General features: G+C 64.1%; 28 protein-coding genes. 14 read left to right on the top strand and 14 right to left on the bottom strand.

From position 1 onward, the window contains the following. Positions 1-49 precede the first annotated feature (49 nt). A complete protein-coding gene (locus C7G41_RS21595) occupies positions 50-613 on the bottom strand; it encodes an SET domain-containing protein (RefSeq protein WP_106944426.1) in 564 nt (187 codons plus the stop codon). 165 nt (positions 614-778) lie between these two features. Between C7G41_RS21595 and C7G41_RS21590 the strand changes: the two genes are divergently transcribed. Further along, on the top strand, positions 779-1,399 hold the full coding sequence (locus tag C7G41_RS21590; protein ID WP_106944425.1) for a hypothetical protein: 621 nt from the start codon (positions 779-781) through the stop codon (positions 1,397-1,399). Here the strand turns inward: C7G41_RS21590 and C7G41_RS21585 are convergent. Both C7G41_RS21585 and C7G41_RS21580 read right to left on the bottom strand, forming a co-directional pair. Beyond that, positions 1,396-2,043 (bottom strand): DUF6321 domain-containing protein, encoded by a 648-nt coding sequence (locus C7G41_RS21585; RefSeq protein WP_106944424.1) that lies wholly within the window; start codon positions 2,041-2,043, stop codon positions 1,396-1,398. The two genes, C7G41_RS21590 and C7G41_RS21585, sit on opposite strands and share 4 nt — an antisense overlap. Before the next feature lie 48 nt (positions 2,044-2,091). Continuing rightward, the gene (locus tag C7G41_RS21580) at positions 2,092-2,817 is read right to left on the bottom strand and encodes a TetR/AcrR family transcriptional regulator (RefSeq protein WP_106944423.1); all 726 of its coding nucleotides are present in this window, start codon (positions 2,815-2,817) and stop codon (positions 2,092-2,094) included. Positions 2,818-2,922: 105 nt separating this feature from the next. Here C7G41_RS21580 and C7G41_RS21575 point away from each other — a divergent pair, with 105 nt between their 5' ends. The 6 genes from C7G41_RS21575 (at position 2,923) to C7G41_RS21550 (ending at position 7,187) form a co-directional block, all read left to right on the top strand. Then, on the top strand, positions 2,923-4,320 hold the full coding sequence (locus C7G41_RS21575) for a carotenoid oxygenase family protein (RefSeq protein WP_106944422.1): 1,398 nt from the start codon (positions 2,923-2,925) through the stop codon (positions 4,318-4,320). Positions 4,321-4,360: 40 nt separating this feature from the next. Continuing rightward, positions 4,361-4,630 carry a hypothetical protein gene (locus C7G41_RS21570; protein WP_106944421.1) on the top strand — a complete coding sequence of 90 codons (270 nt, stop codon included), beginning with the start codon at positions 4,361-4,363 and terminating at the stop codon, positions 4,628-4,630. Positions 4,631-4,708: 78 nt separating this feature from the next. Next, the gene (locus C7G41_RS21565) at positions 4,709-5,284 is read left to right on the top strand and encodes a hypothetical protein (protein WP_106944420.1); all 576 of its coding nucleotides are present in this window, start codon (positions 4,709-4,711) and stop codon (positions 5,282-5,284) included. A 12-nt stretch (positions 5,285-5,296) separates the two neighbouring features. Next, positions 5,297-5,851, top strand: coding sequence for an inner membrane-spanning protein YciB (locus C7G41_RS21560; RefSeq protein ID WP_106944419.1), 555 nt, complete (start codon positions 5,297-5,299; stop codon positions 5,849-5,851). 104 nt (positions 5,852-5,955) lie between these two features. Then, positions 5,956-6,252, top strand: a complete 297-nt coding sequence (locus C7G41_RS21555) for a hypothetical protein (protein ID WP_106944418.1) — start codon at positions 5,956-5,958, stop codon at positions 6,250-6,252. Between the two features lie 14 nt (positions 6,253-6,266). Beyond that, on the top strand, positions 6,267-7,187 hold the full coding sequence (locus C7G41_RS21550; protein ID WP_106944417.1) for an SH3 domain-containing protein: 921 nt from the start codon (positions 6,267-6,269) through the stop codon (positions 7,185-7,187). Positions 7,188-7,348: 161 nt separating this feature from the next. On the opposite strand, the gene C7G41_RS21545 is transcribed toward C7G41_RS21550, so the two are convergent. Beyond that, on the bottom strand, positions 7,349-9,004 hold the full coding sequence (locus tag C7G41_RS21545) for a fumarate hydratase (protein ID WP_106944416.1): 1,656 nt from the start codon (positions 9,002-9,004) through the stop codon (positions 7,349-7,351). A gap of 247 nt (positions 9,005-9,251) precedes the next feature. Here C7G41_RS21545 and C7G41_RS21540 point away from each other — a divergent pair, with 247 nt between their 5' ends. The 3 genes from C7G41_RS21540 (at position 9,252) to C7G41_RS39015 (ending at position 10,723) form a co-directional block, all read left to right on the top strand. Continuing rightward, on the top strand, positions 9,252-9,725 hold the full coding sequence (locus C7G41_RS21540; protein ID WP_106944415.1) for a hypothetical protein: 474 nt from the start codon (positions 9,252-9,254) through the stop codon (positions 9,723-9,725). Positions 9,726-10,025: 300 nt separating this feature from the next. Beyond that, positions 10,026-10,199: a hypothetical protein gene (locus C7G41_RS37880; protein ID WP_018456406.1), complete on the top strand. Its 174-nt coding sequence runs from the start codon at positions 10,026-10,028 to the stop codon at positions 10,197-10,199. A 134-nt stretch (positions 10,200-10,333) separates the two neighbouring features. Beyond that, the gene (locus C7G41_RS39015) at positions 10,334-10,723 is read left to right on the top strand and encodes a hypothetical protein (RefSeq protein WP_373681139.1); all 390 of its coding nucleotides are present in this window, start codon (positions 10,334-10,336) and stop codon (positions 10,721-10,723) included. On the opposite strand, the gene C7G41_RS21530 is transcribed toward C7G41_RS39015, so the two are convergent. Together C7G41_RS21530 and C7G41_RS21525 are read right to left on the bottom strand one after the other, a co-directional pair. Beyond that, positions 10,720-11,427, bottom strand: coding sequence for a glutathione S-transferase (locus C7G41_RS21530; RefSeq protein ID WP_106944414.1), 708 nt, complete (start codon positions 11,425-11,427; stop codon positions 10,720-10,722). The genes C7G41_RS39015 and C7G41_RS21530 overlap by 4 nt on opposite strands. A gap of 186 nt (positions 11,428-11,613) precedes the next feature. Then, entirely contained in the window at positions 11,614-12,294 is a 681-nt protein-coding gene (locus C7G41_RS21525; protein ID WP_106944413.1) for a lectin, read from the bottom strand. A gap of 131 nt (positions 12,295-12,425) precedes the next feature. Here C7G41_RS21525 and C7G41_RS21515 point away from each other — a divergent pair, with 131 nt between their 5' ends. The 4 genes from C7G41_RS21515 to C7G41_RS21500 all read left to right on the top strand — a co-directional run bounded on the left by C7G41_RS21515 (position 12,426) and on the right by C7G41_RS21500 (position 16,185). Continuing rightward, positions 12,426-13,670, top strand: a complete 1,245-nt coding sequence (locus C7G41_RS21515) for an NrtA/SsuA/CpmA family ABC transporter substrate-binding protein (protein WP_245446611.1) — start codon at positions 12,426-12,428, stop codon at positions 13,668-13,670. 14 nt (positions 13,671-13,684) lie between these two features. Continuing rightward, positions 13,685-14,509, top strand: coding sequence for an ABC transporter permease (locus tag C7G41_RS21510; RefSeq protein WP_245446636.1), 825 nt, complete (start codon positions 13,685-13,687; stop codon positions 14,507-14,509). Positions 14,510-14,529: 20 nt separating this feature from the next. After that, positions 14,530-15,369 carry an ABC transporter ATP-binding protein gene (locus tag C7G41_RS21505; protein ID WP_199198517.1) on the top strand — a complete coding sequence of 280 codons (840 nt, stop codon included), beginning with the start codon at positions 14,530-14,532 and terminating at the stop codon, positions 15,367-15,369. A 126-nt stretch (positions 15,370-15,495) separates the two neighbouring features. Further along, positions 15,496-16,185 (top strand): Crp/Fnr family transcriptional regulator, encoded by a 690-nt coding sequence (locus tag C7G41_RS21500; protein ID WP_245446634.1) that lies wholly within the window; start codon positions 15,496-15,498, stop codon positions 16,183-16,185. A 10-nt stretch (positions 16,186-16,195) separates the two neighbouring features. On the opposite strand, the gene atzF is transcribed toward C7G41_RS21500, so the two are convergent. The 8 genes from atzF to flgC form a co-directional block, all read right to left on the bottom strand. Continuing rightward, the gene (atzF, locus tag C7G41_RS21495; protein ID WP_106944660.1) at positions 16,196-17,581 is read right to left on the bottom strand and encodes an allophanate hydrolase; all 1,386 of its coding nucleotides are present in this window, start codon (positions 17,579-17,581) and stop codon (positions 16,196-16,198) included. 168 nt (positions 17,582-17,749) lie between these two features. Next, positions 17,750-18,742: a Tim44 domain-containing protein gene (locus C7G41_RS21490; RefSeq protein ID WP_106944407.1), complete on the bottom strand. Its 993-nt coding sequence runs from the start codon at positions 18,740-18,742 to the stop codon at positions 17,750-17,752. 288 nt (positions 18,743-19,030) lie between these two features. Further along, positions 19,031-21,613, bottom strand: a complete 2,583-nt coding sequence (cckA, locus tag C7G41_RS21485; RefSeq protein WP_106944406.1) for a cell cycle histidine kinase CckA — start codon at positions 21,611-21,613, stop codon at positions 19,031-19,033. A gap of 154 nt (positions 21,614-21,767) precedes the next feature. After that, the gene (flhB, locus tag C7G41_RS21480) at positions 21,768-22,847 is read right to left on the bottom strand and encodes a flagellar biosynthesis protein FlhB (RefSeq protein ID WP_106944405.1); all 1,080 of its coding nucleotides are present in this window, start codon (positions 22,845-22,847) and stop codon (positions 21,768-21,770) included. Between the two features lie 11 nt (positions 22,848-22,858). Further along, positions 22,859-23,629: a flagellar biosynthetic protein FliR gene (fliR, locus tag C7G41_RS21475; protein WP_106944404.1), complete on the bottom strand. Its 771-nt coding sequence runs from the start codon at positions 23,627-23,629 to the stop codon at positions 22,859-22,861. A 17-nt stretch (positions 23,630-23,646) separates the two neighbouring features. Next, positions 23,647-23,910: a flagellar biosynthesis protein FliQ gene (fliQ, locus tag C7G41_RS21470; RefSeq protein ID WP_007612284.1), complete on the bottom strand. Its 264-nt coding sequence runs from the start codon at positions 23,908-23,910 to the stop codon at positions 23,647-23,649. Positions 23,911-24,083: 173 nt separating this feature from the next. Further along, complete coding sequence (gene fliE / locus C7G41_RS21465) at positions 24,084-24,392, bottom strand: flagellar hook-basal body complex protein FliE (RefSeq protein ID WP_007612285.1); 309 nt, start codon at positions 24,390-24,392, stop codon at positions 24,084-24,086. A gap of 16 nt (positions 24,393-24,408) precedes the next feature. After that, entirely contained in the window at positions 24,409-24,834 is a 426-nt protein-coding gene (flgC, locus tag C7G41_RS21460) for a flagellar basal body rod protein FlgC (protein ID WP_106944403.1), read from the bottom strand. Between the last annotated feature and the right edge of the window lie 6 nt (positions 24,835-24,840).

The raw sequence follows: 24,840 nt of genomic DNA, 5'->3' as shown, positions 1-24,840 counted from the left end.
TGGATGCCCCGCTTTCGCGGGGCATGACAGTTGTGCCAGAAGCTCGAACTCAGGCTACGCGCGCGCGGCCGTTGGCCTTGCCGACGGCATGGCCATTGAGCTTCTTCTTTTTGGCGCCTTTGGCGCCCGCCTTCTCGGCCTTACGCTCCGCACGCGCCTTCACCTTGGCGCGCTCGACCCGCGCTTCCGCGCGCAGCTTCTTGCGCTTCTTCTCGCAAGATTCGCACTTGCAGCCGATCGGCTTCAGATAGGCTTTGAAATAATCGGTGCCGTAGTCGTAATTGATCTCGTCGCCCGGCTCGATGTTCTTGATGGCGCGGATGAAGACCTTGCGCTCGCGCGGCCGGACGTCGGATTCGGCGTTGGGCCGGCACGAATGGTTGATGTAGCGCGCGAGGTTCTTGCGCACCGAGCCATCGATGGTCCAGCGGCCGTTGAGCTCGAACAGGTATTTGTTCTCGATGTCGTCGTGCTCGGGAATCCGGGAGTCCAGGATCGGTCCGTAATAACGGATGATCCGGGTGCCCTTCTTGATCGGCTTGGTGGCGAAGAGGCCGAGCCCGGTTTTCGAGCGGCCGACGCGATAAGGTTTGTTCGACGAGGTGGCTGGCATGATCACGAAAAACGAGGACGCGAACGAGGCTGAAAGAGCCCAAGCGAAGCCGCTCTTCTAGAACGATTCCGCGCCGCTGTCAGGTGTCTGTCGACACTGTTTGAACCTTGCCCACAATCAAGACGTCTGACGGTACGGAGTTCCCGCTCGATCAAAGGCATCGTCATGTTCCGTATCACCACCGCAACCTTGGCCATATTGCTCCTGGCCATGTTGCTGATCTGCAGCGGTCTCGACCGCGCCGACGCTCAATTCGTGGGCAGCCAATATAGCTCGACGGCCTCGAAGGATTGCCGCCAGATCGGCAAGCCCAGCGAGCTCGACGGCAGCACCACGCGGGTCTGCAAGGGCAAGGATGGCCTCGTGGTCCTGATCGCCGAGGACGATCTTCGCGAGGTCGTCTCCGTCGGCCGCAATCGCAGGGCCGCGGCCGAGGAACCGGCTGCAAAAGTCTGGTTCGCTCCGTTCAACTCGTCCGAGACCACCGTCGAATGGCGTACCGCGGCCGCCAAACCGTTTGCGATGATCCAGCGCTGGCACATCGCCGATGGCACCGATCCCGACAAGCAGGGGCGGCCGAACACCAAGGCCATGCTCATCGTGACCCGGCTACCACCCGGCCCCGTCTGCCATGTCGCCTATGTCGACGCGATCGCCAACCCGAACGCCAATGAGCTCGCGCGCAAGGCCGCGGACGAGTTCGCCCGCAGCTTTACCTGCGGCAAGGATGAGGTGAAGATCATTGGCGCACGCGGCCGCGCGGTCGAGCTGGCGACGATGCGCTAGGCTTTCGTCTTGGTCCGCGTCTTGGCGCGGTGGTAGCGCGCCAGCAGGCGTTCACCCTTCGCGGCGATGCGCCGCGCCGCCGCCACCGTCTTCGGAACCGGCTCGCCCCAGGCATGCGCCGACAACGCGTGCCGGGTCGGCCGGCCGTTGGCATCGACGAGAGGCGGCAGCTTGGCGCGACCATAGAAACGCACGGCCCAGCTTCCCTTGCGCCGCATCTCCTGCGGTGTCATCTCGGACACGGTCTTGGTGACGCCCGGCCGCAAATGTGCGCCTTGCTGGCGCGCGAAAGCCTTGCGGCCCGCCGCGGTCAAGCCGCCGCGCGGATCCTTTTCGCGCGCAGATACTCGGCGCTTGCGCGACGTCTTGGCGGCTTTCTTCTTTGCAGCCTTTTTCTTTACGGGCTTCTTTGTAACCTTGCGCTTGGGCGACTTCTTCGCGGATTTCTTCTTTGAAGCTTTCGCCTTGGGCGTTTTCTTCGCAGCCATGCGCATGTTGTCCACGAGGTTGGGATAGCGGCGCCCGGCGCGGCGGGCACGCGCCTTGGCCGCCGATTTCTGCGCAGGCGTGAGATGCTTGGACGCCTTGCCCGCGCGCTTGCGCGGGTTCGATCGTTTCCAGGGCGCGCGGGATGATTTTGCCATGCGGCGTCAACGCCTGACGATGGCAAGGGTTGCCTTCGTGCCTATCGATCAAGGACCCGGCGGCTTCCCCGTCACGGGCGACATCAGCATCGCCTCCAGCAGCCGTTCGGGCGTCGTGCCCTCGGGCAGGCGCCCCAGAATATCCTCCAGCCGCCCATCGAGCAGCAGCATGGTGAAACCGTGCACCATCGACCAGGCGCGCGCGATTGCGGCGCCCTGATTGAGCGTCAGCGCGTCGCCGCTGATCTGTTCCTGCCTCATCATGCCGACGGCATTGGTGAGTCCGGCAAAGGACGCCTCGGCGGCCTCGTGCAGCGACGGCCTGGAATAGTCGAGGCGCTCGGTGCGGAACATGATGCCGTACATGCCGGGATGAGCCTGGGCGTAGGCGACATAGGCTTTCGGCCGCGCCAGCGCGTGCTCGAGGGGGGTGGTGGCGGTGTCGGAGGACGACGCCATCGCCGCATTGAACTGGCGGAAGCCGACTGCCGCGAGCTCACTGAGAAGCCCGGTGAGGTCGCCGAAATGATGGGTGGGCGCAGCGTGCGAGACGCCCGCCTCGCGCGCCACCGCGCGCAATGTCAGGCCGGCGAGCCCGTCACGCTCCAGCACCCTTTCGGCAGCCCGGAGCAGCGCCTCGCGCAGCGCGCCGTGGTGATAGGGCGCCTCGGGCTTGACGCTCGCCGGGCGTCGCGCGGGACGCGCCGGCGCGCTCGGCTTCTTTGGGGTGCGCGCACCGCGCGCCGTTTCTGTCCTGATTTCGCTCTTGCCCATGGACCAGCTATAGGATGCGATATTGACAGTGTAAAGATTTCACTTGACCAGAACCCCTCCGGCGGCTATTTGATCTTTACGATGTAAAGATTAGGGAGGCATACCGTGCAACAGGACGCCACCGCCGCGCGCCGACACAATCTCGGTCCGATTCCGTTCGAAGCCGACGCGCCCTTCCTGAAAATCATCGGTGAATTGCCACGCGAGCTCAACGGCACGCTCTATCGCAACGGTCCCAACCCGCAGTTCGACTCGCCTGGCGCGCATTGGTTCGTCGGCGACGGCATGCTGCATGCCTTTCATCTCGAGAACGGGCGTGCCAGCTATCGCAACCGTTGGATCCGCACGCCGAAATGGCTGGCAGAGCACGATGCCGGCCGCGCGTTGTTCGGTGGCTTCGGCCGCAAGCTGCCGGATGCGCCGGCAAACCTCACCGACGGCGGTGTCGCCAACACCAACATCATCTTCCATGCCGGCAAGCTGCTGGCGCTGGAGGAAGCGCATCTGCCCACCGAGATCGAGCCTGATACGCTCGCAACGCGCGGCTATCACAATTATCAGGGCCGTGTCGCCGGCAGCTTCACGGCGCATCCCAAGATGGATCCCGTCACGGGCGAGCTGGTGTTCTTCGGCTACAATGCGGCGGGACCGCTGACGCCTGTCCTCTCCTACGGGTCGATTGATGCGTCCGGCAAGGCGACGCGCTTTGAACGCTTCGAGGCGCCCTATGCCAGCATGGTGCACGACTTCATCGTCACCGAGAACCACGTGCTGTTTCCGATCCTGCCCCTCACCGGCAGCATGGAGCGCGCGATGAGCGGGCGGCCGCCCTATGCCTGGGAGCCGGACAAGGGCGCCTATGTCGGTGTGATCAAGCGCAAGGGCAGCGCGAAGGACATCGTCTGGTTCCGCGCTGAAGCCTGTTACGTCTTCCACGTCATGAATGCGTGGGAGGACGGTAACCGCATCATCGCCGACGTCATGCAGTTCGAGGAAGCGCCGCTGTTTCCGCATCCGGACGGCCGGCCGACCGATCCGGAGAAGTCGCGCGCCCGCCATTGCCGTTGGACATTCGACCTGTCAGGCGACACCGACCGCTTCCAGCAGGCCTATCTCGACGATCTCACCGGCGAGTTCCCGCGCATCGACGACCGCCGCGCCGGATTGAGGAACCGTCACGGCTGGTACGCCTGCGCCAATCCGAAGCTGCCGATATTCGGCGCGCTGTCCGGCGTCGTCCATGTCGACGGCAATGGAAAGCGCCTCGGCCATTATCTGCTGCCGGCCGGCGACACCATTTCCGAACCCGTATTCGTCGAGCGGTCGAAAGATGCGGCGGAAGGCGATGGCTGGCTGCTGGCGGTGGTCTGGCGCGCGCGGGAGAGCCGCAGCGACCTCGCCGTGTTCAACGCCGGAGATGTCGAGGCCGGCCCGGTCGCGCTGGTGCAGCTCGGCCACCGCGTGCCCGACGGTTTTCACGGCAATTGGGTCGGCGCGCGGTAGCGCTCCTCTCGTCAATGCTGATGTCACCAATAGGTCTCTCATGCACATGCCCACGATCGCCGCGGACCGCCTCGCTATCCTGATCCTGATCCTGATCTGCGCCGGGATCAGGATCAGGATGATCCGGCCGCGGCGGAGCGGCCAAACCGTCTTCAACGGCGGTATCCTGCTAGCGTTCGTCCTCTCGATCGCCTGCGCGTTACCTATCCTGTCGCACCTGCCCTGGGCCGGATTCATCGACGAGATGGCCGCCCAAGCCGTTGCAGCAATTCAATTTTTAGAAGTTGCTTACGTCATTTTGACACTGTAAAGATTTTGCTTGACCCCACCCCGATCCTGATTTACTGATCTTTACATCGTAAAGATAAGGCCCTGACCGAGGCGGACCATGGCGATTTTCCTGATCCTCGCGCCCTACGGCGCCTTCACATTCCTGATGCTGATGACGTCGGCCACGATCAGCGTGTTCGTGGCCTCGGCAGTCTGTCTCGCTACCGTCGCGATCGATGTCGTGCGCGGCCGTTCGGTGAAGATCCTGGCCGTGGGCTCGGCACTGCTATTCGCCGCAATCGGCTTCCACCTCGCGCTGTTCGACCCGGCGCTCGGCACGCTCGGTGTCAAGCTGTCGGTCGACATCGGCATCTTCGTCATCTCGCTCGGCTCGATGCTGGTCCGCCGTCCCTTCACGCTTCAATACGCGCTCGAATCCGTGCCGGCCGAGACCGCGTCAATGCCCGGCTTTCTCTACGCCAATTACGTCATCACCGGCGCGTGGACGGCGGCTGCGCTGCTGATGGCGGCCGCCAATCTCGTGCTGCTCTATGTCCCCGGCCTGCCGCTCTGGTCGAGCCTTGCGGTCGCCTTCGCCGCCCGCAACAGCGCGATCTACTTCACAAAATGGTATCCCGAATATCGGCAGATCAAGTACGGTGCGCCGGCCAGCGCGTTGCCCACCTCCCGCTGAACAGGATCGACGATGAAGGACGTATTCGCCCGCCTCGCCTCCGACCTCTTCTCCGCCATCGTCTTCCTGGTCATCTACCTCGTCACCGACAACGTCGTCCTGGCAACGTCGGTCGCGATTGCCGGGGCGATCGCGCAGGTGATCTACGCCCGCGTCAAGGGGCAGCAGCTCAACTACATGACCTATGCGAGCGTCGCGCTCGTCGTCGTGCTCGGCACGGTCACGCTGCTGACCAACGATCCCCGCTTCATGCTCGCAAAGCCCTCGATCGCGCATTTCGCGATCGGCACCATCATGCTCAAGCGCGGCTGGATGTTGCGCTATATGCCGCCGATCGTCGTCGAGACCGTTCCGGAATATGTGACGGCTGCAGGTTATGCCTGGGCCGCGCTGATGTTCGTGATCGGCGCCGGCATGATCGCGGTCGCCTCCACAGGCGATCTGAAGCTGTGGGCGTTCTATCTCACGGTGGTCGCAGGCGGCGCCAAGATCCTCGCCTTCGCCGTGCAATATGTCGTCCTTCGGCTCGTCGTCACCAGCCGACGGCGCGCCGCCGCCCGCGCCTAAATGCCTCCCACGGAGCGTTAGGCAGCTGCTGCGAGTTGCGCTATACGCTCGGCCGGGACGGGCCCGCGGATCGTCGCGGTCCGCCGGGATCTTGGGAGACGCGAATGGCCGTCGACGGCAACTGGACTCTGACCCTGACGACCCCCATGGGCGAGCGCAAGGCGACGCTGAGCCTGACGGCCGCGGGCGGCACGCTGACGGGGACGCAGGGTGCGGAAGGCGATACAGCCGAAATTTTCGACGGCACCGTCAGCGGCGATGCCGTGAACTGGAAGGTCTCGATCACCAATCCGATGCCGTTGACGCTCGAGTTCATCGGAACCGTCTCCGGCGACAGCATGAGCGGCGAGATGGGCATCGGCCCGATGGGCAGCTTCCCGTTCACGGGCGCCCGCGCGTAAGCCGCGCGGCAACCGTGCGCGCGCTCGGTCTCATCGCTGCGACGATCCTGTGTGCCGCAACACAAGCGGCGCGCGCGGACGATGCCGAACCGGCGTGGCGCGCAAGCGCGCTCGCCATGGTGCCGGCAGGCTATGTCGCCGGCACGGCCTATCGAACCGAAGGTTCGACGGGCGACCTCGCCGTCTATCCGGCCTCGTCGAACGACCCGAAGTCACCGGCAAGCGTGTTCGCTGCGCGCCATGCTCTCGTGGTCACGCTGACGCCGGATGCGACACGCGCAGTCTCGGCCGAATTGAAGCCGCGTACCGGGCCGGACCCTGACAACGACGACACTGATTTCGCAAAGCTGCACGCCGATCTCGCCGCCAAGCGCTCAACGCTCCCCGAAGGCACCGAGCCCTGCGATCTCGGCGCCCGGTCCGTCGACAAGGATCCTGATGGACTCAACGTGCGTGCCGAACCGTCGATCAAGGCGCGGGTGCTCGGCACGCTTCCGCCGCCCTACCGGCTCAAGCTCGGCGGCAGCGAGAACACGCCCGATGGCGGCTGGCTCACCGAATTCCGCATCATCGGTTTCAAGAACGGTTGGTTTCTGATCGAGGGTGCCAAGCCGCCGGGCAAGGACTACGAGGACGACAAGAAATATCCGCGCAGCGCGCCAAAACCCTATGCCGGACGCGGCTGGGTCGCCTCCAACAAGGTCGGCGCGTCCTACGCCAATGGCGCGACACGCATGGGCGGCCTGTTCCAGGCGCCCTTCGTCGATGCGAAATGGATGCCGGCCCAGCGAGAGCTCGGTGGCCCGATCGACACCGACGGCGGGCCGAAGCACATCTTTGCTTGCAGCGGCCTCTGGGGCCTTGTCGAGAGCCAGGACGGCGTCCGCGGCTGGTGGCGCGGGCTGTGCTCCAACCAGGTCACGAATTGCAGCTAGCCTGCGGCCCATCCTTCGAGACGCCCGCCTCCGGCGGGCCCTCAGGATGAGGTCGCATTTCGCGGCGAGATATCAGACCCTCATGGTGAGGAGCCCGCCAAAGCGGGCGTCTCGAACCATGCAGGCCGAGCTCTTCCGGCACCCCGGAGCGAGGCGAAGAGCTAGCCGAGATTCAACTCCTTGAAGAAGTCGTTGCCCTTGTCGTCGATGATGATGAACGCCGGGAAATCGACGACCTCGATGCGCCAGATCGCTTCCATGCCGAGCTCGGGATATTCGAGCACCTCGACCTTCTTGATGCAATGCTCGGCAAGGTTCGCCGCGGCACCCCCGATCGAGCCAAGATAGAAGCCGCCGTATTTCTTGCAAGCCTCGCGCACGGCCGGCGCCCGGTTGCCCTTGGCGACCATCACCATCGAGCCGCCGGCGGCCTGGAACTGATCGACGAAGGAATCCATGCGGCCCGCGGTGGTGGGGCCGAACGCACCGGAGGCGTAGCCCTCGGGCGTCTTGGCGGGGCCGGCGTAATAGACGGGATGGTTCTTGAAATAGTCCGGCAGCGGCTCGCCCTTGTCGAGCCGCTCGCGCAGCTTGGCATGCGCGGAATCGCGCGCAACGATCATGGTGCCGGTCATCGAGACCCGCGTCTTGGTCGGGTACTTCGAGAACGTGGCAAGGATATCCTTCATCGGCTGGTTGAGGTCGATCTTGACGACCTCGCCGCCGAGCGACTGCTCGACCTCAGGCAGATACTGCGCCGGGTTGTGCTCGAGCTCTTCGAGATAGACGCCGTCCTTGGTGATCTTGCCGAGCACCTGGCGATCGGCCGAGCAGGACACGCCGAGCCCGATCGGAAGCGAGGCGCCATGACGCGGCATGCGGATCACGCGGACGTCGTGGCAGAAATACTTGCCGCCGAACTGCGCGCCGACGCCGAGCGACTGCGTCATCTTCAGAATTTCCTGCTCCATTTCGAGATCGCGGAAGGCGTTGCCGTCAGGCGAGCCGTGGGTCGGCAGTGCGTCGAGATAGCGGGCCGACGCCAGCTTCACCGTCTTCATGCAGAGCTCGGCCGAGGTGCCACCGATCACGATCGCGAGGTGATAGGGCGGGCACGCTGCAGTGCCCAGCGTCAACACTTTTTCCTTGAGGAAGGCGAGCAGCCGGTCCTTGGTCAGCACCGAAGGCGTCGCCTGGAACAGAAAGCTCTTGTTGGCGCTGCCGCCGCCCTTGGCCATGAACATAAATTTGTACGCGTCATCACCTTCGGCGTAGATCTCGCACTGCGCCGGCATGTTGTTGGCGGTGTTCTTCTCCTCGTACATCGACAAGGGGGCGACCTGCGAGTAGCGCAAATTGCGGCGCAGGTAAGCATCGCGCGCGCCTTCCGACAGCGCCGCCTCGTCGTCACCGTCGGTGATGACGTTGCAACCCTTCTTGCCCATGATGATCGCGGTGCCGGTGTCCTGGCACATCGGCAGCACGCCGCCGGCGGCGATGTTGGCGTTCTTGAGGAAGTCCAGCGCGACGAATTTGTCGTTCGGGCTCGCCTCGCCATCCTCCAGGATCGCGCGGAGCTGCTTCAGATGACCCGGCCGCAGATAGTGGTTGATGTCGCCAAAGGCCGCTTCCGACAGGGCCCGCAGCGCCTCATGCGACACCACCAGCATGTCCCGGCCCAAAACCTTCTCGACCCGCACGCCCTCGGCCGTGACCTTCTTGTAGGGCGTCTCGTCCTTGCCCAGCGGAAACAGCGGTGTGTGCTTGTAGGGCGGAACGGGCTTTGCGGGGTCGGGGAAGGCGGTGGGAGCGTTCATGGGCTGGAATCTCGGGGTTTTAGAGCCCTCGCATGGGCCCTTTTCATAGAAGCGTTCTAAGCTTTTTTGCCGCAAAGGGAAGGCGCTCTGGTGCGGTCGGGGCATCCCGATTCGGCGACATGGCGACCTATTTTCGGCGGCAGTCGGCGGACACGAGGCCCTCATGATGCCGGTGAAGACCGGGGGTGCGCCCCTTGCGCTGCGCGCCCGACGACGGTTGAATGCGCCCGCTAAGGGGCTTTTCATCATGACATTGAACTTGCACATCCGCGGCGCGATCCTGGTCGCCGTCGCCATCACCGGTCTTGTGACCCTCGCCTCGCCCGCCCGCGCGGACCGCTGCGACGACAGCGCCAAGGAGCTGGCGAACCAGGTCGATCGCCTCAAGGTGAATTTCCGCGCCGCGAATGTCGTCTACCTGACTCATCCCGCTGCCAAGGAATTGTCCGTGGCTTGCCGTGGCGACAAATATTCGATCGAGCTCTACGCCAAGGGCGATCGCAAGCCGAAGCCGGAGTTCTTTGCGCTGGTGGGGTCGATGGCGGCGATCGTCTTCACCGTCACCAAGGACGATACGACGACGGGCGCGACACGCTGCCTGAAGCGGATGGGGCTCTTGCGCGGCGACAAGATCAGCATGCGTTACCGGCGTCTCAACATGGAATGCACCCGCACCAAGACGGATGCATCCATCGCGATCACGCGCGGCAAGGACGAATAGGCCTGCACCGCGCGGTCACCGCGGGCATAGTCCGGCCGCGGAACGACGTCGCCGCCACACATTCCGTCATTGCGAGCGTAGCGAAGCAATCCAGAATCCCTCCGCGGAGACAGACTGGATTGCTTCGCTACGCTCGCAATGACGAGGAGAGGTCTGTCCTCTCGCGGAAACAACGCTTGTGGCGGCGCGAAAGCGGCCTTCTCTCACGCACCAGATCCCTCGCATTTTAACGATTGGCTTGAAGGAAATTTCGCGTCTCGCGGCGCAGAGTCCATTGTTTCCATATGTGAGGATTTGTGGATGAGCGTTTCTACCGTTTCGCCGCCGCCGATCGCGATCGTGGTGCCGAGCTACGACACGACCAAGCAGCAGGACGATCAGACCAAGACCAAGGACAACGACCCGACCTATAAGCCGCCGCCGCCTGCGCCGCTGCCGCCGGGTCAAGGTACGCGGATCGATCAGCTCGCCTGATCAACCGCGTCGAAGATGAAATGCCCGATCCGGTCGATCGGGCTTTTCGCGTGTCCGGCCGCAACTTCGCCGGATAGCGGGACCAATATCGTGCGCGGCTCCCCTGAGACCTGCGCATGATCGCATGACTCTTATTGCAGAGCACGATCACCACCGTCGCGATGGGCGCGCTGCTGTTCGCGTCCGCCGGCACCCTGCATTGGCCATCGGCCTGGGTGTTCCTCGCGACCTCCGCTGTGCACCGCGCGGAAAAGCGTTTCCTCTCCTCCGATCGACTGACGTCGCCGCGACCGAACCTCGCTAGAGGGGACGGCACCCACGCAAAGGCAGAAGCGACGATGTTCTGCAAGCCCCCCTGCCCCGACGAGCATGATCTGTCGACGATCCCCGATGATTCAGCCGACCGATCCGGCCCGAAGCGTTCGCAAGCGCTCGAAAGCCACGAGGTCTTCGGGCGATTGATCGCGCCCGAAACGGCCGGTCCGGAACGGAGGCTGCCGCCAGCCTCCCTCCGGACCGGCTAATTATCGAGCTCTTTATACCGGCGGAAGATGCCCTGCTCGTTGAAGGCAATGCGGCGCTCGCTGTCGAGATAAGCCTTGATGTTCGGCCGCGCAGCGACGCGGTCGTGCAGGTCGACGAGGCCCGGGATATCTGTCTCGAACGCCTTCATCCGCTTCGGAAACGCATAGCGCAGCCCCGCGACGATCTGGAACAGCGAGAGATCGACATAGGTCAGTCTGCGGCCGGTGACATAGGCACCGCCATTGTCCTCAAGGAGCTGCTCGAAATAGCCGAGATATTTCGGCACGCGCTCGCCCCAGAAGTCGGCCGTGCGCTTCTTCGCCGGCGGTTTCTGATCTTCGTAGTAGAGCGAGGGCCCGAGCGGATGATGGGTGTCGTGAATCTCGACCACGAAATCGGTGATCGTCAGTTGGAGCTGATGCACCCAGAGTCGACCGGCCTCCGACTTCGGGGCGAGGCCGTGGCGGGCGCCGAGATAGAGCAGGATGTTCGCGGTCTGGCCGATGACGAGCTTGCCGGCCTTGAGGAACGGCGGCGCAAAGGGCGGCGTACCCTTGTGCGCGTCCATCATCTTCATCATCGCAGCTGTGCCGCGTGGGCCACGCGCCACGTCGACGTAAGCCGCGCCCGCCTCCTCGAGCGCCAGCCGCACATATTCGCCGCGGCCCTGGATCTCGGGCCAATAATAGAGCTCGTATTTCATGAAAGGGGTCCGTGAGCGTGGAAGCGACAGGACCAATTTATCACGCGCGACAAGGTTCCGTCAGGATGGGGCGGAACGGCGGCACCACATGCTCCGTCATTGCGAGCGCAGCGAAGCAATCCAGACTGTCACCCTGGAGGGACTCTGGATTGCTTCGTCGCTGCGCTCCTCACAATGACGGAAGCCTCAATTTGACGCGAAGCAATACAGCAGGCCGTCGCCGCCAGTGCTCTTCAGATCGGCCTGCGAGCAGCCGCCGTCGGGGCCGCGCGAGGGATGCGAGCTGTTCCACGATTTCGACGGCTCGTCATCGCGCAGGCCTTGACGATCGGCGTGGCCGACGACCGCTGCGCCTTGCGTGCTCGACGTCCAGTTCTTGCAGGTCTTGTCGTCACCCGCGGGAAATGCGCTGCCGTCGGCTTGCGAACCCGTGAGGATGTCGTGCCGGTTCGGCGTGTCGCCGCGGCCGTTGATGACCTCGCCCTTCTCGCTGAGCGCGGTCTGCTTGGTGAGGTTGTTGGCCGCGCCGTGCAGATCGGCGACGTCCTTGGCGATCACAGCAGCCTTGGCGTTCTGCCACGGTCCCTTGCCGATGCGGTCGCGCGCGTTGACGGCCGGCTTGCCGTCGGCTGCCTGGGCCGAAAGATAAGCGCGCCAGGTTTTGCTGCCGGCGCCGCCGGCCTGGGCCAGCTTCTGGCACTGCGCATCGGCCCCCTCCAGGCCGCCGAGATCGGCGCCTTTGCCAGGACCGTTGGACGTCACGAAGAACGTCATGTCGGCCGACTGCGCCTGCGCCGATAGCGCCGCAAGCAAGGCCGCGGCGAGCGCGAGGCCTGAAATCGTCACGGATCTCTCAATGCGGATCATCTTGTCCTCCAGTTGTGTTTTATCGTTGGCCCCAGATTTCAACCCGGCGCAGGCCCGCTTATTCCGGTTCCCGATGCGAGACGTCCCAAAGAAAAAGGCGCAGTGCAAGAAGCACGACGCCCTGGTTTTTCATGTCGTCTGCGATCAGTTGGTCTGCCGGATCGCGGACAATTTCCAGCCGCCCCCGAATGCCATGTCGATTAATTGCTTCCCGGGACAGTAGCGCCGGGCGAGCATACCAAATGGGCCGGTCCGCAAGTGATCGTCCAGGGGAGGACGCGGGGGACTGTGGCGGGACCGTTCAAGGCGGTATTCGCGATCACATCGGGGCTGCGCAGGGCGCGGCGCAAGGGGAGATCGTCATGCACCGGACCAACATCCGCCCAATCAAGGCAATTGCCGGCCGTGCCATGCTTTGCTGCCTTGCCGTCGGCCTTGCCATCGGTCCGGACTGCGCCTCGGCCGCGGAATTGCTCAAAGCCCGGCTTGCGCAAAACCTCGGGCCGATCTCCGGCCTTGCGATCGTCGCCAAATCGAAGGGAATTTTCGAAAAGAATGGACTGGACATCACGGTCTCGAACTTCACGTCCGGCAAGCAGTGCCTGGACACCGTGATCGGGGGCGGTGCCGACATCGCGACGACGGCGGAGGCGCCGGTCACCGCTTCGGCGATGGCAAACCAGCCCATCGCCTTCGTCGCCGGCATGGAATATTCCGACCTCAAGACGGTCGTCGCGGCCAAGGCCGGCGTCAAGACCAAGGCAGATCTTCGCGGCAAGCGAATCGGATTCACTGCCGGCACCGGCAGCGAGGTTTACACGGCGACCTTGCTGAAGTCGGCAGGACTGACTCCCAAGGATGTCACCCTCGTCAACCTGCGGCCGCAGGAGATGCTGCCGGCACTTGCAGCAGGAAGCATCGACGCGATCGACACCTGGGAGCCCCACGTCGCCAACGCGAAGAAGGCCCTGGGTGAAGCCGTCGCTGAGCTCGATACGACGGGCACTTACTCCGAGACGTTCAATATCGTCGTCATGAGGCCCTATCTGGATACTAACCCTGCGCTGGTCGAGAAGTTCATCGCCGCACTGATCGATGCCGAGGTCTGGATGAAGGGACATCCGGATGAGGCGATCACGGTCGTGGCGGACGCGGTCGGCATGAAGCGGGACGACCTCGCCCCCATCTGGGCCGACTATGTTTACCGGGTGCGTCTCGACGACCGGCTGATCGAGATTCTCAAGACCCACTCCGCATGGCGCCTCGAGAGCGGCAACCATCCTCCGGGAGCGGCGATGCCCGACTTCAGCAAGGTCGTCGTCACCGAGCCACTGAAAAAGGTCGACCCCGCACGCGTCTCCTTATCGTGGAAATAGGCACCCGCGTGGCCATGCCGGAAGCCACTTCAGCAGAAAGCGATATTGCCCTTCGCACTGGCGGTCGCGCTCGGCGGCCGAATTCAGTTGGGCTGCGCCGCCTCAATATTCTGGTGGGGGCGCTTTCTCTTCCCTTGTTCATTGGGCTCTGGGAGCTGGTCTCCCGTTCCGGGACCGTCAATATGGTGCTGTTTCCGCCGCCGACGGTGGTTGCTGCGGCCGTGCTTGAATGGATACGAAGCGGACAGTTCTTTAGCGATCTGTTAGCCAGCCTCTTTCGCGTCACCACGGGGTTCATCGTGGGCGGCGCGCTCGGTATCCTGCTCGGTATCCTCACCGGCCAATTCCCCGTTATCTCGAGCTTGCTGTCCCCGCTATTCCACATCCTGCGGCCAATTCCACCGATTGCTTTCGTGCCGATCGTCATCCTATGGTTCGGCCTGTCGGAGGCGGGAAAATTGTTCCTCGTCGTATGGGGCGTATTCTTCACGGTATGGCTTTCGACTCACATCGGCGTGCAAAAGGTCGACCGTGGCCTCATTCGGGCGGCGTTGATGCTCGGCACGCCCAGACGGCAGATGCTCCAGGAGATCGTGCTGCTGGGCGCGCTTCCCTACATTGTGGTCGGGTTGCGCACCGCCGTCAGCATCTCCTTCTACACGCTTGTCGCGGCTGAACTGGCCGGCGCTTTCGCCGGCATTGTCTACAGGATCGAGATTGCGCAGCAGAATTTGCAAACGGGCCAGGTCATGGGCGGGCTCGCAGCGCTCGGGTTGATTTCGTTCATCGCCGACCGGCTGTTTGCGGCTCTTGCCGAACGTATCGTCTGGTGGCGCTGATGTCGGGATCTCGATCGAGCATGAAACTGGCGCTGGCAAGTTCGCCTGCCTCCGACGAATCTGCGCGGAAACAACCCGCCATTCAAGTCTCGAACCTAAGCATCGTTTTCGACACCAAGGGCGGGCAAGTCATCGCGGTCGATCGCGTTTCGTTTGACGTGGCGCCTGGCGAGTTCGTTTGCATCGCCGGGCCCTCCGGCTGCGGCAAGTCGACGGTCCTCAATACGATCGCCGGGCTGGAAGTGCCGTTCGAAGGCGAGATCCTGGTCGAGGGCGCGCCCGTCTACAGTCCGCGTCCCGATGTCGGCATGGTGTTCCAACAGCCGCATCTCTTCCCCTGGAAGTCCGTCCGCAGGAATATCGCCCACGGCCCCAGGATGCTCGGGAAGTCCACGACGGAAGCGTATGCCATCGCCGACGATCTGATCGCGATGGTCGGCCTCAAGCGTTTCGCCGACGCTTATCCGAACACGCTGTCCGGCGGCATGCAACAGCGCGTGGCGATCGCGCGAGCGCTGGCCAATCAGCCCCGTGTGCTGCTGATGGACGAGCCCTTCGGGGCGCTCGACGCGCAGACCCGCACGGTGATGCAAGACAATCTGCTCGCGTTGCGCGACCGGATCAAGGCGACAATCGTATTCGTGACGCATGACATCGATGAAGCCATCGTGCTGGCCGACCGCGTTCTTATCATGAGCGCGGGACCTGGCCGCATCCTACGCGAAGTCGCGGTCAAGCTGCCGCGCCCACGGTCGAGTTCTGTCCTGGTCGAGCCAGCTTATCATTCGCTCAAGAAGGATTGTCTCGACGTCATCCGCGCAGAAGGGTTGCGGGCGTTCAATCAGTCGGATGCGAACTGATCACCCGAAGTCCGCGGGTCTGAGGTGGACCGCAGAGGGCTGGCATGGTTCTTGAATAGTCGATGCCGGGTCTCACATGCGGAGCCGGCCATGCACACGGCGAACAGCGCGATAGCGGCAGGCGTGATGCTCGCGGAGTCGGACGATCTCGTCAGACCCCTGCCCGGCTTGCTGGATGGTCTCAACCGGGCTGATTGCAATCGCTTGCGTGCGATAGGACGCGACAAGATCCTGGAAGCCGGCCAACTGGTTTGGTCTCAGGGCGACGCACAGGCCGGGATCTACCTGATCAGCGAGGGGCGCATACGCAGCTATTATGCGGCACCGTCAGGGCGCGAAGTCACGCTCGCTTATTGGTTTCCCGGCAACTTCGTCGGCGGGCCCGACATATTCGGGACAGGCCCGCACATGTGGACATCGGTTGCGGCCGAGCGCAGCCGGTTGACGTTCATGCCCGGACTGGCGTTGCGGCGGCTTGCACTTGAATCGCCGGCAATCGCCGTCGCCTTGCTGGATGCCCTCGCATTCAAGGCGCGATGCTATTCGGCAATGGCCCAGATGCTTGGGACGCGCTCGGTCACCGAGCGACTGCATAGCCTGCTGATCTTCCTGTCGCACGTCTACGGCGTGAAGCGCGACGGTGAGATCGTCGTCGGCATGCCGTTTACCCACGGGGATCTCGCCAACCTCATCGGATCCACCCGCCAATGGGTGACCGTGCAACTCGCGCGGCTCCAGGACGAAGGCGTGATCAGATACGAAAGATCCGTGATTTCGATCCTGGATGTTTCTACGCTCGGGCGAGCGATGGAATAATGTCCGCCCTTTAGCCGCCAGACTTCAATTCGAACGCCGATCGGTCTGCGCCGGCCTCGAACCGCCGCGCCAGTCCGATCAGCGCGCGATCGTGCCAGGCCGGCGCCAGGAGGGTCACGCCCATGGGCATGCCGTTCGGCAATTTCGCATTCGGAACGGCGACGCCGCAGAGATCGAGTAGATTGGCAAAGTACGAGTAGTAGCCCAGACGATTGTTGAGGGTGATCGGATCACGATGCATCTCCTCCAGTGTGAACGGCCGCGGAGCAGTCGGAACCACCAGGGCATCGATGCCGGCAAAGATTGCTTCGGCGTCGCGGCGAAGCCGGTGCAGCCGGTGAATGGCACCAAACGTGTCGATCGCCGAATAGCCGGCGGCTGAGCCCAGCACGGTCCTCGTGACATCAAGCAAGGAGCCGGATTCGACGTCGATGAGAGAAGCGATGGCAGAGTGCCGCTCCGCGACCCAGGGACCGCTGAACATCAACTCCCCGGCCTGGCGGAATGGGGCGAAGTCCACCTCGACCGCCGTTCCTCCGATATGAGCAAGACGTTCGCAGGCCCTCTCGTAGAGTTCGCCGCATTCCGACATGCCGAAGCATTCGAGATCTGCCGGCGCAACGCGGCCGAACCGGAATGATGCCGCCGCCCCGTCGGCGGGGAAAAAGGTTCTGGGCAGGCGGCTGTAGGGATCTTCGAAATCAAACCCTTCGATGATGTCGAGGATTGCTTCGCCGTCGCTGACAGTGTTGCAGAATACCGACACGCAATCGATCGTCGGGCAATTCGGCACCAGGCCACGCGATGACACCAGCCCGACGGTCGGCTTGATTCCGACGATGTTGTTGAAGCCGGCAGGTATGCGGCCGGACCCGCCGGTATCGGTGCCGAGCGCGAACGCGACGTGCCCGGCCGCCACGGCGACCGCGGACCCGGAACTGGAGCCGCCCGCAATATAGCGCGCATCGGCAACGGACGCGCAGGGGCCATGCGGCGAGCGCACGCCGGATAGGCCTGTGGCGAACTGATCGAGATTGGTCTTTCCGAGGCAAATTGCGCCGGCTGCAGTGAGGCGTTCGACGCTATGCGCGGAATGCCAGGGCGTGTAGCTGAACGCCGGACATGCGGCAGTGGTCGGCATTCCCGCGACGTCGATATTGTCCTTCACACCAAATGGAATGCCGAGCAGCGGAAGATTTTCGCCCGTCCGCGCGCGCGCCACCAGCTTATGGCATTCTTCGAGTGCCTCCTGCCGGGGGCGAAGATAGATCCAGCAATTGCGGTCGCCCTCGGCCTCGATCCGGTCATACGCCGTTCCGATCGCCTCCAGCAGCAGAGACGAACTCCTGGCAATGCCTTCGTAGTTTGTCCCGAGGCGCGCAACACAATGGCTCACGGAATATCTCCTCATCCAACCGGCAGGCGCGAAATTGCGGCAGCTCTGCGCGGCCAACAAGCAATTAAGTGCTTCGCCCAAATGGCCGCCTGAACCGGAAACGTGCCGCTCAAACGAAAAGGGCGCCGTGCCGAAGCACGACGCCCTCGTTTGTCGCTATACGCGCGATCAGTTGGTCTGCTGGATCGCCGACAATTCCCAAGCGCCGCCCGGACGTCGGGCAAAGGTCCAGACTTCGGTGGCCTCGCCCGGCTGCTCGCTGCCGGCGACAACCGCGCCGGTATTGCGGTCGAGCGTCTTGTCGGTGAGCGCGAAGCGCAGCGCCACCGTCGCGTAATCGGTCTCGCCTTCGCGCCAGGATTCCGCGAGGTCGCCCTGCAACAGCTTCACGTCGCTGACCTTGTTGACGACGTTGCGCGCGCGGTTCTGGCCGAGGTCCTGCTCGAAATAGGAGACCATTTCCGGCGTCGCGAGCGTGTGCAGCTTGGCGACGTCCTCGTTGGACCAGGCGGACTGGACGTCACCGAGCAGGCGCTCGAACGCCTCATAGTCGTCCGGCTTGATCTCGAGCGGTGCGTTGTTGGCGCCGAAGCCGAAGCCGCCACCAAGACCACTACGGTTGTTTGCCTGCGGTCCCGGACCGGCACCGGCGTCAGCGTTGGCATAGGCCGCCTGCGGAGTATGGCGGCGCTGCCACCAGGACATCGCCAGCCGAACCACGAGCACCACGAGCACGATCTGGATGATCAGGCCGATGATCGACGACATGCCACCGAGGCCGCCGAACAGGCCACCGCCGAACAGCATGCCGAGCAGGCCCGCGCCGAGGAAGCCGGCCGCAAGGCCGCCCATGAAGCCGCCGGCCCGGCCGAACAGGCCGCCGCGCGCGGGTGCGGCGGCAGCCGAATTCATGCCTGCGCCCGGCTGGGTGTAGGTCCGATTGAACTGCGAGGTCGAGCCCGGCGCGGTCGTGGTCGATGGCGGGGCCGAATAGGTGCGCGAACCGCGCGAACCCGACGACATGCCGCCACCGACGCGCGCGTCGGCGGACGAGATCGCCAGCGCAGTCGGCAGCGCAAGCGCCAGCACGACGGCAATCGTCTTGAAGAGGCTGCGGGAGCGTTGCGAGAAATTCATGTTCGTTTCCCAGATCCCCGGCATGGGGACGTGCCCCTAAGATGGGCAGCCTTCCGTAAAAAGGAAGCCACTATCGGAACCTATGGCTGCGGCCCTCAGTCGCGGGGATGTGGCAAAAGCCCATATTTGGCGGCAGCTTGGCCGGGTGAGCGGAGCGCCGCGGTCGCGGGTTACCGGTCGCTTTTGCGACGGCAATTCCGCTTTCTTTCCCGTCATTGCGAGCGAAGCGAAGCAATCCAGACTGTTTCCGCGGAGACAGGCTGGATTGCTTCGTCGCTTCGCTCCTCGCAATGACGGAGAACGGGGAGCGCCTCACCCCGCCTTCGCCATCGTCTCCTTCACGGCCGCCACGAGCTGGCTGAGCGTGAAAGGCTTGGGCAGGAAGTCGAACTGCTGGCCTTCGGGCAGGCTCTTCTCGAACGCGTCTTCGGCGTAGCCGGAGACGAAGATGAACTTGATGTCGGGGTTCTTCTCGCGCATCGCCTTGAGCAGCGTCGGGCCGTCCATCTCCGGCATCACGACGTCGGAGACGACGAGATCGATTCCGCCGCTCTGCTCTTCCAGGACCTCCAGCGCCTCGACGCCGTTCTCGGCCTCGACCACGGTGTAGCCGCGCGAGCGCAGACCGCGTGCGTTGAGCGCGCGCAGGCCCTCCTCGTCCTCGACCAGGAGGATGGTGCCCTGTCCGGTGAGATCGGTGCGGGGCTTGGCGTCCGCCGCCGATCTGGCTTCCTTCGCGGCACCATTGCTGGCGCCAACGACCGGCGCGGGTTGCTCGACCTGCACCTCCGGCTCGGCATGATGGCGCGGCAGGAAGATCTGGAACGAGGTGCCCTGCCCCGGCTCGGAGTCCACGTAAATGAAACCACCGGTCTGCTTGACGATGCCGTAGACGGTGGAGAGCCCAAGGCCGGTTCCCTTGCCGACTTCCTTGGTCGAGAAGAACGGCTCGAAGATCTTGTCGCGGATGTCGGCGGGGATGCCGGTACCGGTGTCGGTGACCTCGATCCGCACATAGTCCGCTGCCGGCATGCCCTTGTAGGCCAGCCTGGCCGCTTCCTCGGTGGTGACGTTGGCGGTGCGGATGATCAGCTTGCCACCGTCGGGCATGGCGTCGCGCGCGTTGACCGCGAGGTTGACGACGACCTGCTCGAACTGGGAGACGTCGACCTTGACCGGCCAGAGATCGCGGCCGTGGATGGTCTCGTGCTTGACCTTCTCGCCGATCAGGCGACGCAGCAGCATGGCGAGATCGGAGAGTGCATCGCCGAGGTCGAGCACCTGCGGCCGCAGCGTCTGCCGGCGCGAGAACGCCAGCAACTGCCGCACCAGCGTGGCGGCCCGCGTCGCGTTCTGCTTGATCTGCATGATGTCCTGGAACGACGGGTCGGTCGGCTTGTGCGCGTTCAGCAGGAAGTCGTTCGCCATCATGATGGCGGAGAGCACGTTGTTGAAGTCGTGGGCGATGCCGCCGGCGAGCTGGCCGACGGTCTCCATCTTCTGCGACTGGTTGATCTGGTTCTCCAGCGCGCGCCGCTCGGTGGTCTCGAGCATGTGCACGATGGCGGCTTCCGCGTCGTTCTCGCCCCCGTCGACCGGCGTGACGAAGAACTGGCCCCAGCGCTCCTTGGTTCCTTCCAGCGCGACCTCGACCGGCGCGATGTCGGCCTGATTCTCGGCGGCCTGGTTGATGGCCGCGATCAGCAAATGACGGTCGCGCGAATTGACCGCGCGGAAGATCGACTTGCTGGCGCTGTCGAGCCCCAGCGCCTGCCCGAGCTTGGCGTAGCGCGCATTGGCGCGCACGACGTTGCCGCCGCGGTCGACCGTCGCGATCGCCATCGGCGTATGGTCGAAGAAGCGCATGAAGCGCACTTCGGCGGCGCGATCCGGATCGCTGCGCTCGTCGCGGGCACGGCTGATCACCAGCGTGCGCGACGGGCCCGGCGCACCGTCGGCGCCGAAGGCAAGCTTGTGATAGAGCCGCACCGGCATGGTCTTGCCGGTACGCATGCGCAGATCGATGTCGAAGACTTCCGTCTTGACTTCGCCCGGCACCGCCACGATCGCGGTCAGCAGCGAAGCGCCGTCGCCGGAGACGATGTCGGTGAGCTTCAGCCCGCCCGAGCCGATCTCGGCGAGGTCGTAGTCGAGCCAGTTCGCCAGCGTCGCGTTGACATAAGCGAGCTCGCCGGCCGGATTGACCGAGAAGAAACCGCAGGGCGCGTGATCGAGATATTCGATCGCGTGCTGGAGTTCCTGGAACACGTCCTCCTGGCGCTCGCGGTCGCGGGTGATGTCGGCGATCGACCACACCGCGTATCTCGTCTCGCGCTTGCCGGTGCCGAGAGGCCGCACCCGCATCCGCAGCCAGCGGCCCTGGCTGCCGTCATGGCCGGAGATGCGCACCTCTTCCTGCTGCCGCTTGCCTTCGCGCGCGGCTTTCAACAGGCGGAACACCGCTTCGGAGACGTCGGGGTTGCCGATGAAGACGCGCTCCACCGGGCGCACGTCCTGTGGCCCGGCGGCGCCGGTCAGCGTCAGATACGCCGCATTGGAATAGACCACATGGCCGCGCGGGTCGGTTACGGCGAGGCCGTCGAAGGCGTGGTCGGCGATGCGCCCCATCACGGGATCGTCGAGACTGCGGTCGACGAAGCGGATGATGCCGGCGGCGAAGGCGAACAGGTTGAACAGGCCGACCATCGCCAGCACGGCAAGGATGCCGAGAATATAGGGCTGCGCCTGCGCGCGCCCAAGCGTCATCAACCCGACGGCAACGGCGACGAGGCCGGCGGCCACCAGCAGCACCAGCGCAATGCTGCCCGAGCGCGGCGAGGGCTCGTGCGCCGCAACGGGCTCGCGTGTGAGGTCGTGGTCGGTCTCGGCAGTCATCTCAAGCTGGCACAGCCTGTCGGCAGAGAATCAACGCGCTACAGGGCGCGCAGGGTCCTCCCTGCCTGAATCGGACCCGCAGGCGCAAGGGCAGCAGGGGCGAAAGGTACGCTGATTCCCAGATTACGGCCATTTCCAGTACTTTTCAGGGGTTTTATTGCCGGCTGGCACCGAATCCGCTCTTCAGACGCATGACGTAGCCGATGACTTCGGCGACCGCATGGTAGTGCTCGGTCGGGATTTCCTCGTCGATCTCGACGGTGGCGTAGAGCGCGCGGGCGAGCGGCACGTTCTCGACGATCGGGATGTCGTGCTCGCGCGCGATCTCCCGGATCTTGAAGGCGAGGTTATCGACGCCCTTGGCGACGCAGATCGGCGCCGACATGCCCCGCTCGTAGGACAGCGCGATCGAATAGTGGGTCGGGTTGGTGATGATCACGGAGGCCTTGGGAACCGCCGCCATCATGCGCTTCTTGGAGCGTTGCTGGCGCAACTGCCTCAGCTTGCCCTTGATGTGCGGGTCGCCTTCGGACTGCTTGTACTCTTCCTTGATCTCCTGGAGCGACATCTTCTGCCGCTGGAACCAGCTGCGATACTGGAAGAAATAGTCGCCGATGGCGATGATCGCGAGCGCCGCGACCACCGCGCCGAGCAGGTGAATGGTCAGGCTGGTGGTGGCGCCGAGCATGGCGGCCGGATCGAGCCTGACCATCGCCTCCATGCGATGCCGTTCCGGCCACAGGATCGTGGTCATGACCGCGCCGAGCACGATCAGCTTGCCGAGACCCTTGAGGAAGTTCGCCGCCGCTTGCTTGCCGAAGATGCGCTTGAGGCCTTCGGCAGGCGACAGCTTGCTGAACTTGGGCTTGAGGGATTCGGCCGACCAGACCAGGCGGTGCTGCAGCAGGTTGCCGGCAATTGCCGCGAGCACCAGCATCAGCAGCGGCACGCCCATCGCCGCGAGCACCGCGACTTCGATCTGCTGCATCAGGGCGAGCAGAGCCCTGCCGTCGGTCTTGATCATCCAGGAATTGGCGAGCAGGTTGCGCATCGGCGCCAGCAGCCCGCTGCCGACCGACCCCGAGAAGCTCGAGACCACGAGCGTGGCGCCCGCGATCATGAACCAGGTGTTGATCTCCTGGCTCTTGGCGACGTCACCGCGTTCGAGCGCCTCTTCGAGACGTTTTTGCGTCGGGTCTTCTGTTTGACTCTCTGGATCGTTGTCTTCCGCCATCGATCACCCGGTCACTTGAGTGGCATCATTTGGTGCATGACACCGACGAAGTAGTCGAGATAGGTGCCCATCATCGCCGTGAGCACGACGGCGAGCACCAGGAAGCCGGCGAAGATCGACAGCGGCACGCCGACGAAATAGACCTGCATCTGCGGCATCAGCCGCGCCAGCACACCGAGCCCGATGTTGAAGACGAGGCCGAACACCAGGAACGGGCCGGAAAGTTGCAAGCCCAGGCGGAACGCGGCGGCGAAGGCGCGCGTCGCCAGCGCGGCGACATCGCCGCTCGACACGGTCTCGCCCGGCGCGAAGATCGTGTAGCTGTCGTTCAGCGCCGCGATCACCAGATGATGGCTGTCGGTGGCGAACAGCAGCGTCACCCCCAGTATCGTCAGGAAGTTGCCGACCAGCACGCCCTGCTGTCCCTGCGTCGGATCGACCGAGGTGACGAAGCCGAGCCCCATCTGCTGCGCGATCACGGAACCGGCAACCTGGAGCGCCGACAACGTCACCCGCGCGGTCGCCCCCAGCACGATGCCGATGACGATCTCATGCAGCATCAGGACCAGCAGCGGCGCGATCGAGCCCATGTCGACCTGATAGGCATTGCGATGCAACGGCAGGATGATCAGCGTGAGCAGAAGCGCGATCGACAGTTTGATCCGTGTCGGGATATTGGTCTCGCCCAGACCCGGCAACAGCATCACCATCGCGCCGACCCGGGCAAAGGCGAGCATGAAGGAGGCGGCAAGCGCCGGCAGCAGCGAGACGTCGATGCGCATGATGGGCGCATTGTGCCTCAGCCGCCGATGATTCGCGACGATATCCGCAGCATGTGGGAATGCAGCGCGTCGGCCATGAACGGCAAGGCCAACAGCATTGTGGCAAAGATGGCCAGGATCTTCGGCACGTAGATCAGCGTCTGCTCCTGGATCTGCGTCAGCGCCTGGAACAGCGACACGACGACGCCGACCACGAGGCCGACCACCATCAGGGGCGACGACACGATCACGATGGTCCAGATCGCATCACGCGCGACGTCGAGGGTTTCCGGTCCGGTCATTTCGCAATTCCTTTGTCTTATTCCTCGCCTCCCACCGCTCTTGCGAGCGATGCGAAGGCCTATCCCCCGTCATTGCGAGCGCAGCGAAGCAATCCAGACTGCCGCTTCGGAAAGACTCTGGATTGCTTCGCTGCGCTCGCAATGACGATTGGGGCGGGCGCGAGCGCCAAAAATCAGATCGGCATCTTCATGATGTCTTCATATGCCGCGATCACGCGGTCGCGGACCGAGACCAGCGTGGATACGGCGACGTCGGTGTCTGCGACCGCCGTCACCACGTCCATCACGTTGGCCTTGCCGGCGGCCATCGCCACCGTCTGCGCGTCGGATTTGCGGCCGGACTCCAGGACGCTGCCGACAGTGTCTTTCAGAAGAGAGGCAAAGGACTGCCCGCTCGGCTCGCTGCCCTTGCCGGCACCGCTGTTCTCCAGCACGCGGGCGAGGTTTGCATAGGCGTTGGCGGCAATTGTCGGTGTTGCCATGGTTCAAATGTCCTGTTCAGCTCTTGAGGATGTCGAGGGTGCGCTGGATCATCCGGCGCGTCGCGCTGATGATGTTGAGATTGGCCTCGTACGACCGCTGCGCGTCGCGCATGTCGGTCATCTCGACCACCGAGTTCACGTTGGGATATTTGACGTTGCCGGTTGCATCCGCCGCCGGATTGTTCGGCTCGTATTTGGTGCGGAAATTGGACTGGTCGGGCTTGATCCTGCCGAGGGTGACGACCTGCGCGTCGAGTGTACGGTCGAGCGCGGAGGAGAAGGTCGGCACCTTGCGCCGGTAAGGATCGCCGCCGGCGGTCGGCGCCGTCGAATCCGCATTCGCGATGTTCTCCGAGATCACCCGCATGCGCCCGGCCTGCGCCCGCAGACCGGAGGTCGCGATCGCCATCGAGCGGGCAAAGTCGCTTGAATCATTCGCCATGATCTA

The sequence above is a fragment of the Bradyrhizobium sp. MOS002 genome (assembly GCF_003020115.1).
In the GTDB taxonomy this organism is placed as follows: Bacteria; Pseudomonadota; Alphaproteobacteria; order Rhizobiales; family Xanthobacteraceae; genus Bradyrhizobium.
Note: the sequence above shows the minus strand (reverse complement) of the source record. Positions and strands in the feature narration are given on the sequence as shown.

Excerpts from the sequence above, each read along its gene's own strand:
- C7G41_RS21510 (WP_245446636.1), top strand. The coding sequence starts at position 13,685 with ATGCCGGAAGCCACTTCAGCAGAAAGCGATATTGCCCTTCGCACTGGC.
- C7G41_RS21500 (WP_245446634.1), top strand. The coding sequence starts at position 15,496 with ATGCTCGCGGAGTCGGACGATCTCGTCAGACCCCTGCCCGGCTTGCTG.
- C7G41_RS21570 (WP_106944421.1), top strand. The coding sequence starts at position 4,361 with ATGCACATGCCCACGATCGCCGCGGACCGCCTCGCTATCCTGATCCTG.
- flhB (WP_106944405.1), bottom strand. The coding sequence starts at position 22,847 with ATGGCGGAAGACAACGATCCAGAGAGTCAAACAGAAGACCCGACGCAA.
- C7G41_RS21525 (WP_106944413.1), bottom strand. The coding sequence starts at position 12,294 with ATGATCCGCATTGAGAGATCCGTGACGATTTCAGGCCTCGCGCTCGCC.
- C7G41_RS21545 (WP_106944416.1), bottom strand. The coding sequence starts at position 9,004 with ATGAACGCTCCCACCGCCTTCCCCGACCCCGCAAAGCCCGTTCCGCCC.
- fliE (WP_007612285.1), bottom strand. The coding sequence starts at position 24,392 with ATGGCAACACCGACAATTGCCGCCAACGCCTATGCAAACCTCGCCCGC.
- C7G41_RS21595 (WP_106944426.1), bottom strand. The coding sequence starts at position 613 with ATGCCAGCCACCTCGTCGAACAAACCTTATCGCGTCGGCCGCTCGAAA.
- C7G41_RS21490 (WP_106944407.1), bottom strand. The coding sequence starts at position 18,742 with ATGCCGGGGATCTGGGAAACGAACATGAATTTCTCGCAACGCTCCCGC.
- C7G41_RS21540 (WP_106944415.1), top strand. The coding sequence starts at position 9,252 with ATGACATTGAACTTGCACATCCGCGGCGCGATCCTGGTCGCCGTCGCC.
- C7G41_RS21585 (WP_106944424.1), bottom strand. The coding sequence starts at position 2,043 with ATGGCAAAATCATCCCGCGCGCCCTGGAAACGATCGAACCCGCGCAAG.
- C7G41_RS21505 (WP_199198517.1), top strand. The coding sequence starts at position 14,530 with ATGAAACTGGCGCTGGCAAGTTCGCCTGCCTCCGACGAATCTGCGCGG.
- C7G41_RS21560 (WP_106944419.1), top strand. The coding sequence starts at position 5,297 with ATGAAGGACGTATTCGCCCGCCTCGCCTCCGACCTCTTCTCCGCCATC.
- C7G41_RS21565 (WP_106944420.1), top strand. The coding sequence starts at position 4,709 with ATGGCGATTTTCCTGATCCTCGCGCCCTACGGCGCCTTCACATTCCTG.
- C7G41_RS21515 (WP_245446611.1), top strand. The coding sequence starts at position 12,426 with ATGTCGTCTGCGATCAGTTGGTCTGCCGGATCGCGGACAATTTCCAGC.
- C7G41_RS21530 (WP_106944414.1), bottom strand. The coding sequence starts at position 11,427 with ATGAAATACGAGCTCTATTATTGGCCCGAGATCCAGGGCCGCGGCGAA.
- cckA (WP_106944406.1), bottom strand. The coding sequence starts at position 21,613 with ATGACTGCCGAGACCGACCACGACCTCACACGCGAGCCCGTTGCGGCG.
- fliR (WP_106944404.1), bottom strand. The coding sequence starts at position 23,629 with ATGCGCATCGACGTCTCGCTGCTGCCGGCGCTTGCCGCCTCCTTCATG.
- fliQ (WP_007612284.1), bottom strand. The coding sequence starts at position 23,910 with ATGACCGGACCGGAAACCCTCGACGTCGCGCGTGATGCGATCTGGACC.
- flgC (WP_106944403.1), bottom strand. The coding sequence starts at position 24,834 with ATGGCGAATGATTCAAGCGACTTTGCCCGCTCGATGGCGATCGCGACC.
- C7G41_RS21555 (WP_106944418.1), top strand. The coding sequence starts at position 5,956 with ATGGCCGTCGACGGCAACTGGACTCTGACCCTGACGACCCCCATGGGC.
- C7G41_RS21580 (WP_106944423.1), bottom strand. The coding sequence starts at position 2,817 with ATGGGCAAGAGCGAAATCAGGACAGAAACGGCGCGCGGTGCGCGCACC.
- C7G41_RS21590 (WP_106944425.1), top strand. The coding sequence starts at position 779 with ATGTTCCGTATCACCACCGCAACCTTGGCCATATTGCTCCTGGCCATG.
- C7G41_RS37880 (WP_018456406.1), top strand. The coding sequence starts at position 10,026 with ATGAGCGTTTCTACCGTTTCGCCGCCGCCGATCGCGATCGTGGTGCCG.